Origin of the sequence: Rhizobium sp. PRIMUS64 (assembly GCF_023006465.1) — a bacterium.
In the GTDB taxonomy this organism is placed as follows: Bacteria; Pseudomonadota; Alphaproteobacteria; order Rhizobiales; family Rhizobiaceae; genus Rhizobium; species Rhizobium leguminosarum.
This window is the reverse complement of the sequence record NZ_JALBGX010000239.1, coordinates 1-4,870: the sequence shown is the minus strand read 5'-3', so window position 1 is coordinate 4,870 and position 4,870 is coordinate 1. Positions and strand designations below refer to the sequence as shown.

General features: G+C 60.8%; 7 protein-coding genes. 3 read left to right on the top strand and 4 right to left on the bottom strand.

Features of this window, described 5'->3' with window-relative positions; all coding sequences use genetic code 11:
- A partial coding sequence (locus tag MOV76_RS38320; protein WP_247266514.1) for an SDR family NAD(P)-dependent oxidoreductase occupies positions 1–621 on the bottom strand: 621 nt, incomplete at its 3' end.
- A 438-nt stretch (positions 622–1,059) separates the two neighbouring features.
- Here MOV76_RS38320 and MOV76_RS38315 point away from each other — a divergent pair.
- The 3 genes from MOV76_RS38315 (at position 1,060) to MOV76_RS38305 (ending at position 3,366) form a co-directional block, all read left to right on the top strand.
- Positions 1,060–1,845 carry an IclR family transcriptional regulator gene (locus MOV76_RS38315; protein ID WP_018246195.1) on the top strand — a complete coding sequence of 262 codons (786 nt, stop codon included), beginning with the start codon at positions 1,060–1,062 and terminating at the stop codon, positions 1,843–1,845.
- Between the two features lie 77 nt (positions 1,846–1,922).
- The gene (locus MOV76_RS38310) at positions 1,923–2,759 is read left to right on the top strand and encodes an amidohydrolase (RefSeq protein WP_018246196.1); all 837 of its coding nucleotides are present in this window, start codon (positions 1,923–1,925) and stop codon (positions 2,757–2,759) included.
- 202 nt (positions 2,760–2,961) lie between these two features.
- The gene (locus MOV76_RS38305; RefSeq protein WP_018246197.1) at positions 2,962–3,366 is read left to right on the top strand and encodes a helix-turn-helix domain-containing protein; all 405 of its coding nucleotides are present in this window, start codon (positions 2,962–2,964) and stop codon (positions 3,364–3,366) included.
- 80 nt (positions 3,367–3,446) lie between these two features.
- On the opposite strand, the gene MOV76_RS38300 is transcribed toward MOV76_RS38305, so the two are convergent.
- The 3 genes from MOV76_RS38300 to MOV76_RS38290 all read right to left on the bottom strand — a co-directional run.
- Positions 3,447–3,713, bottom strand: coding sequence for a hypothetical protein (locus tag MOV76_RS38300; protein ID WP_011655326.1), 267 nt, complete (start codon positions 3,711–3,713; stop codon positions 3,447–3,449).
- A 66-nt stretch (positions 3,714–3,779) separates the two neighbouring features.
- A complete protein-coding gene (locus MOV76_RS38295; protein ID WP_018246198.1) occupies positions 3,780–4,523 on the bottom strand; it encodes a TfuA-like protein in 744 nt (247 codons plus the stop codon).
- A partial coding sequence (locus MOV76_RS38290; RefSeq protein ID WP_247266513.1) for a YcaO-like family protein occupies positions 4,520–4,870 on the bottom strand: 351 nt, incomplete at its 5' end. The genes MOV76_RS38290 and MOV76_RS38295, both read right to left, overlap by 4 nt.

The following is a 4,870-nucleotide window of genomic DNA, read 5'->3' as shown; positions in this document are numbered from 1 at the left end:
CTGGCGGGCGATGAAAGCGGCGCGCGCGGCGTCGTAATCGCCCTGCGCGCGCATGCGGTCCTGCAGCGACGGGCTTTCCACCGTGCCGGGGCAGATGGCGTTGCAGCGGATGCCCTGACCGACATAATCGGCGGCAACGGCTTTGGTGAGCCCGATCACGGCCGCCTTGGTGACGCCGTAGGCGAAGCGGTTCGGCACGCCCTTGATGCTGGAGGCGACGGAGGCCATGTTGATGATCGCTCCGTCCTTGCGCTCGATCATGCCGGGCAGCACGGCGCGGATGGTGCGGATCATCGCCTTGACGTTGAGGTCGAAGGCGAATTCGAGATCGGAATCCTTCATCTCGAGGATCGAGCCGGCATGGACGAAGCCGGCGCAGTTGAACAGCACGTCAACAGCCCCGATCTCGGCGACAAGGGCCTTGACCGCATCCTCTTCGAGCACGTTCAACTGATGGGTGAAAACGCCGGTTTCAGCGGCAAGCGTCGCCAGCGCCTCGGTGTTGATATCCGTCGCGTGAACCCTGGCGCCGATCGCGGCAAAGGCTGCCGCCGTCGCCCGGCCGATGCCCTGACCGGCGGCGGTGATGAGAACGGTCTTGCCGGAAAGTCTGTTTGTCATGTCGCGGGCCTTTTCTGGAATTGTCTACGCTGGACGATGGAGTACGGTTGATGTCTTGGCAAAGCTCGGCGTGATGCAGCGCGCCGGTCCGCTTCCGGAGGTGCGCGGCTTTCTGCGTTAAATGGAGGAGTTGGCGCTGTTGCACAGGCAGATCAGCGGCGGATTCAGCCGATTGGCTGCTTTTTCGGCGATCTCCGCCGGCGGCAGGGCCGATGACCATTCCCTTGCGCTGCACGGTCTTCCTCCCTGTCCCGGCTTGCTTATGATCCTGCCGCTCGGGCGCCTTCGATAGCTCAGTCGTTCGTTTGGATCGACTTTTTCAGTGGTGATTTGTCTGTTTATAGACAAACAGACGATTGGCCAAGGGTCAAGTGCGAAGTTTTCCTTTTCCGGCCGCAGTTCTGCGTATATGCAGAGTGATATTCACAGGAGGAAGGAATGGAGACCGACGAGTCCGACCGCTACCGCGCTCCTGCCCTCGACAAGGGCCTCGATATCCTGGAATTGCTCGCCGGCGTCGACAGCGGCCTCACCCAGGCCGAAATCGCCAAACGGCTCGACCGCAGCCCCAACGAATTCTACCGCATGCTCGACCGGCTGGTGCGCCGCGGTTACGTCACCCGGCTGGATGGCGACCGCTATTCGCTGACGCTGAAGCTCTTCGGTCTTGCGCAGTTGCACGCGCCGGTGCGCCGGCTCGCCTCCTATGCTACGCCGCTGATGCGCGATCTCGCCCAGCGCACGCGCCAGGCCAATCATCTTGCGGTCTTCGATCGTGGCGCGGCTGTTGTCATCGCCCAACAGGAGGCGCCGGACTATTGGGGATTCTCGATCCGCATCGGCGCCCATATCAGCCTCTTCGACACCGGTTCGGGGCATGTGCTCCTTGCCTTCCGCAGCGAGGAGGAGCGGGAGATGATGATCTCGGAACATGTGCGCAGCCGCTCAGACATCGAACTCGGCCCCGAATTCTACGATCGTCTCCACCAGATCCGCGAGCGCGGCTACGAGATGATGGCGAGCGCCCAGACATCAGGCGTCTACAATCTTTCCGCTCCCGTTCTTGGACCGGACCGCCGCTGCATCGCCGCCCTCACCTGCCCCTTTATCGCGCTCGTCAATGCGCCGTCCGCTCCCGATATCACGCAGGCGATCACGCTGGTGCAGAAGACCGCCGCCCAGCTTTCGCTGCTTGCCGGCGCCGATGTCGTCCACCCGGCCTGAGGCCTAAGAATTTCTATTTGAACAATCCATTCACCAGGAATAGGTTTGCCGCCAAACCACTCTGGGAGGAGAAGAGCGTGTTCATCGACACCCATCTGCACATCATCGATCGATCGGCCCTGCCCTATCCCTGGCTCTCAGGCGCGCCCGCTCTCGATCATGATTTCCTCTACGAAACCTATGCGACTGAGGCCCGGCGCTGCGGCATCACCACGGTGCTGCATATGGAGGTCGACGTCGATCCCGCCGCGACGCAGGCCGAGACCGATCACGTCGCCGGCATCGCCAAAAAGCAAGGCAGTCTGATTGCCGGCGCGATTGTCTCCTGCCGGCCCGAAGAGGAAGGCTTTGCCGCCTATCTCGAGCGGCAAAAGGCCGATCCCTTCGTCAAGGGATTCCGCCGCGTGCTGCATGTCGTGCCAGATGATGTCTCCGAAGGCGCCCTGTTTCGCGAAAACATCAGGCGCATGAGCGGCAGCGGCCTGACTTTCGACCTCTGCACATTGCCGCATCAGGCGAGCCGTGTAACCGCCCTCGTCGATCTTGCGCCTGATGTGCAGTTCGTTCTCGACCATTGCGGCGTGCCGGATATCCGTTCGGACGCCTTTCAGCCATGGAAGGCCGGCATATCAGAGATTGCTCGGCGGCCGAACGTGGTCTGCAAGGTCTCCGGCGTTGTCGCCTATGCCGATGCGAAGACATGGACGGCAGAAACGCTGCAGCCCTATTTCGAACATGTGATCGCAAGTTTCGGCTGGGACCGCGTCGTCTGGGGCAGCGATTGGCCAGTCTGCACGCTCGGTGGCGGCCTCTCTACCTGGGTTGCGGCGACCCATGCGATGCTCTCAGGTAGCAGCGAGGCAGAGCGCTCGAAGTTGCTTTTCGCCAATGCGCATCGCCTCTGGTCGCTCTGACGTCACAAAATAAAGCGACCGGTCTCCTGGGCGTGCCATTTCGGCATGTTTTTTGTACCATTCCGGGACAAAAAACGCCCGATTTTCGGGCTTAACGCTATCTACATGCAAGCAATTGCTAGCCTTATTTATCTCGGCTAAAAGTTGTTGACACGGATATGGGGAATGACCCCTGTCCGCTGCCTTCAGAAGGGAAAATGAGATGAAAGAAGAACCGCATTCCGTCGATGTTCACGTCGGAAAGACGATCCGTATCCAGCGTCTGTTGAGGAAAGTTTCTCAGACGGAACTGGGCGATCGTGTTGGCGTAACGTTCCAGCAGATCCAGAAGTACGAAAAGGGTTCCAACCGCGTTTCCGCCAGCATGCTGGTCGAAATCGCCGGCGCGCTTAAGGTCGATGTCAGGACGTTTTTTGACGATCTGTCGACCCCTGATACGGCCAACGACAACCCCGCTCCGAGCGAGGAATTCGTTATTTCGCGCGAAGGCGTCCTTCTCAATGCGGCGTTCTTTTCGATCAAGAACGAAGCGCTTCGCAAGAAGATCCTGAAGCTCGTCCAGGCGATTGCCAACACCGAACAGTTGGAAACCGAAGCGGCCGAATAGACCGGTTGTCCTTCACGCGCTCCAAACGGACCGCATGAGGATCAATAGCGGTTGATCGGATCAGTAGCAATCGATCGGGCTCAATGGCGATCGATCAGGATTAGATTCTCGCTGGCATCCTTCATTGCGATCTTGGCTTTGCTGCCGAGCAGCTTCTCGAGATTGACGTCAAGCTCCCTGTCGGGATCTATGCCGTCCCAATCGATGACGACCTGCAGCAGCGCCATGTTCGTCAGGTGCATCAGATTGCGCAGCTGAAGCTTTTCAGCCTCATCCTTGGCTGCCGACAGCAGCCGGAAGATCCTTGCGTATTCGCTGCCGGTACCCTCGTTGTATTGATCAAACATCGTTCCCGCCTCTTTGGTCGTGGAACCCTACGATTCCATCAGTGCTGCATCATTCCGCCGCGACCGTTATTCAAGCGTTACAGGAACCGCATTGCGCGTGACTTCGGCGTGCAAGAGCTCCCAATGTGAGGTCGCGGCAAAGCGCCAGTCACGGTTGACGGGGAGGAATTTGTCCCGGCTCAGCCATTCCAGTACCAGTCGCGCGTCGTTGCGCTTGCGCTCGACACGGCTGCCGCGGATGGCGGCGAGGATATGGTCGCGGCGCGGCTTGCGGAAATGGCACTCGTCGGCCACCTTCGCATAGGTGCGTTCGGAGAAATGCAGAAACCGGCCGGCCAGCAACAGCTTCTTGCGCTCGCCGGGCGAAATCTCGCCTTTGGCGTGAAGCGCATCGATCGTCGGCTCGAAATCGACCCAGGGAACGGAAAGCGGCAGCCAGCCGAGCTCCTGCGGCGCATGCACCAGCGCGACGGCCTCATCGTCGAGCAGCCGCCCGGACTCGTAATCTTCGAAGATCGAACCGAGCCCGACCATGCCGAAGGGGGCGCATTCGGCTGCCCGCAACGCCCCCATGCTGGCCCCGCCGGCAACGGCGACATCATGTTCGAGTGCGTAAAGTATTTCCTTGTGCCAGACCGAAGGCAGGTCGCCGAAATAGCCATCGACGAGGCCGATCGCCGTGGCGCCGGCCCGAACGGCCTTCAGGATGTCGCCGGCGGCGGCCGGCGGCCGGAAGTCGATGAAAGGAGACATGGCTCTTGCAGCGGCAAGATCACTGCCAAGGCTCGGGCCGACGAACAGCACCTTCATGATTCGGCTCCTTTTATGGTGTTGACCGCGCGCATGCCGAGCTGGATGTATTGGCCTGATATATCGACCTCCAGTCCCGGCACGATCACTCTGACGACCGAGATCGGCAGGGATCGATGCGGAAAGGGCACGACGATGATCTGCTCGATGCCGGTCACCGCCAGTCGGTCGGCAATATGGGCGATGGTTTCCTGGATCGTCGCCGGGCGGCGATGACGGTCGTGGAACGCGCGCATCCGACCGTCGCCCTCGCAAAGTTCGACCACCTGCTGCATCGCCGCGCTCCGGTCGAGCCGCTGATAGATGCGCGGCGAGAAATCGTCGCGGCTGCCGGCGATCGCGGTCAG

Bases quoted from the DNA above. Each gene is read 5' to 3' on its own strand.
- MOV76_RS38305 (WP_018246197.1), top strand. From the start codon at position 2,962: ATGAAAGAAGAACCGCATTCCGTCGATGTTCACGTCGGAAAGACGATC.
- MOV76_RS38300 (WP_011655326.1), bottom strand. From the start codon at position 3,713: ATGTTTGATCAATACAACGAGGGTACCGGCAGCGAATACGCAAGGATC.
- MOV76_RS38315 (WP_018246195.1), top strand. From the start codon at position 1,060: ATGGAGACCGACGAGTCCGACCGCTACCGCGCTCCTGCCCTCGACAAG.
- MOV76_RS38295 (WP_018246198.1), bottom strand. From the start codon at position 4,523: ATGAAGGTGCTGTTCGTCGGCCCGAGCCTTGGCAGTGATCTTGCCGCT.